The sequence below is a fragment of the Methylosinus sp. Sm6 genome (genome assembly GCF_019802345.1).
Taxonomy (GTDB): Bacteria; Pseudomonadota; Alphaproteobacteria; order Rhizobiales; family Beijerinckiaceae; genus Methylosinus.
Genome location: NZ_JAINDZ010000128.1, coordinates 1 through 690, shown reverse-complemented (window position 1 = coordinate 690; position 690 = coordinate 1). Strand labels below are relative to the sequence as shown.

The 690-nt window shown below is 63.9% G+C and carries 1 protein-coding gene; it reads left to right on the top strand.

Going from position 1 to position 690, the window contains the following annotated elements; translation table 11 throughout:
- Positions 1 to 690 (top strand): condensation domain-containing protein (locus tag K3F48_RS23880; protein WP_255609739.1); only part of this gene is annotated, 690 nt, incomplete at both ends.

Genomic DNA, 690 nt, shown 5'->3' with positions numbered 1-690 from the left:
GGATCTGGGCGGAGCTGCTCGGCGTCGAACGCGTCGGACGCAACGACAATTTCTTCGAACTCGGCGGACACTCGCTGTTGGCGGTGACGCTGATCGAGCGCATGCGACGGCGGGGCATGCAAGCCGACGTGCGCGCGCTGTTCGTCAGTCCGACATTGGCGGATTTCGCGACCGCCGCCGCCGTCGTCGTCAGCGCTCTTGAAATTCCGCCGAATCGCATTCCGGCCAACTGCGCGGCGATCACCCCCGAAATGCTGCCTCTGATCGATCTTGCGCAGTCGGATATCGATCGCATCGTCGCAACCGTTCCGGGCGGCGCGGCGAATGTGCAGGACATTTATCCGCTGACGCCGCTGCAGGAGGGCATCTTCTTCCATCATCTGACGGCGGCGGAAAGAGACGTCTATCTCCTCGACTCCATCTTGTCCTTTGACACGCGCGATCGGCTCGACCGTTTCGTCGCGGCGATGAACGCCTTGATCGCCCGGCACGACGTTCTGCGCACCGCGGTCGTGTGGGAGGGCTTGCCCGAGCCCGTTCAGGTGGTGTGGCGAACGGCGGCTCTGACCGTGGAGGACGTCGGCTTCGATCCCGCCAACGGCGAGATCGCCGAGCAACTGCGGGCGCGTTTCGATTCGTATCGATATAGACTCGATCTGAAGCGCGCGCCCCTGATGCGCTCTTTCGCCG